The 905-nt window shown below is 70.5% G+C and carries 1 protein-coding gene; it reads left to right on the top strand.

Annotated features, from left to right (window positions below; translation table 11 throughout):
- A partial coding sequence (locus F6S12_RS32295) for a CoA transferase (protein ID WP_315869931.1) occupies nucleotides 1-905 on the top strand: 905 nt, incomplete at both ends.

Genomic DNA, 905 nt, shown 5'->3' with positions numbered 1-905 from the left:
AGTCGACCAGGGCGGTTGTGCCGCGCAGATGCGCAGCTGGGCGCAGTGGCAGGCCCACCCCCAGGGCCAGGCGGTAAACAGCGAACCCCTGGTGCACTGGCTGCCCCAGGCCGATCAGCGGCACAGGGCCTGGAGCGGTCGCGTCGACCGGCCCCTGGCCGGGCTCAAGGTACTGGACCTGACCCGGGTCCTGGCGGGCCCGGTGGCCAGCCGCCTGCTGGCGGGGCTCGGGGCCGAGGTGTTGCGCATCGATCCGCCACATTGGAACGAGCCGGCCCTGGAGCCGGAGGTGACCCTGGGCAAACGCTGCACGCGCCTCGATCTGCACGACCTTGAGCAGCGTGCCCTGTTCGAAGGCCTGCTGGCGCAGGCCGACCTGCTTCTGCATGGCTACCGCGCCGATGCCCTGGAACACCTGGGTTATGACGCCCAGGCACGCCAGAAAATCGCTCCGGGGCTGATCGAAGTCAGCCTCAATGCCTACGGCTGGAGCGGCCCCTGGCGCAACCGCCGGGGCTTCGACAGCCTGGTGCAGATGAGCTGCGGCATCGCCGAAGCCGGCATGGCCTGGAAAGCCGCGGACAGGCCTGTGCCACTACCGGTCCAGGCCCTGGATCACGCCACCGGCTACCTGATGGCAGCCAGCGCCCTGCGGGCACTGACCCGGTCCCTGAACGGCGAGCAGGGCGCATCGGCGCGCCTGTCCCTGGCCCGCACCGCCCAGTTGCTGGTTGATCATTCCCCATCAGCGACCGCCGAAATTCCACCGCGCGCCGAAGACCACGAGGATCAGGGGCTGGTGCTGGAACAGACCCCTTGGGGGCCGGCGCGGCGCCTGCGGGTGCCGTTGCACATCAATGGAACGCCGGTGCAGTGGAGTTGCCCGGCCACCGCCCTGGGCGCCC

It is taken from the genome of Pseudomonas sp. JV245A (assembly GCF_032424515.1).
Classification (GTDB): Bacteria; Pseudomonadota; Gammaproteobacteria; order Pseudomonadales; family Pseudomonadaceae; genus Aquipseudomonas; species Aquipseudomonas protegens.
Note: the sequence above shows the minus strand (reverse complement) of the source record. Positions and strands in the feature narration are given on the sequence as shown.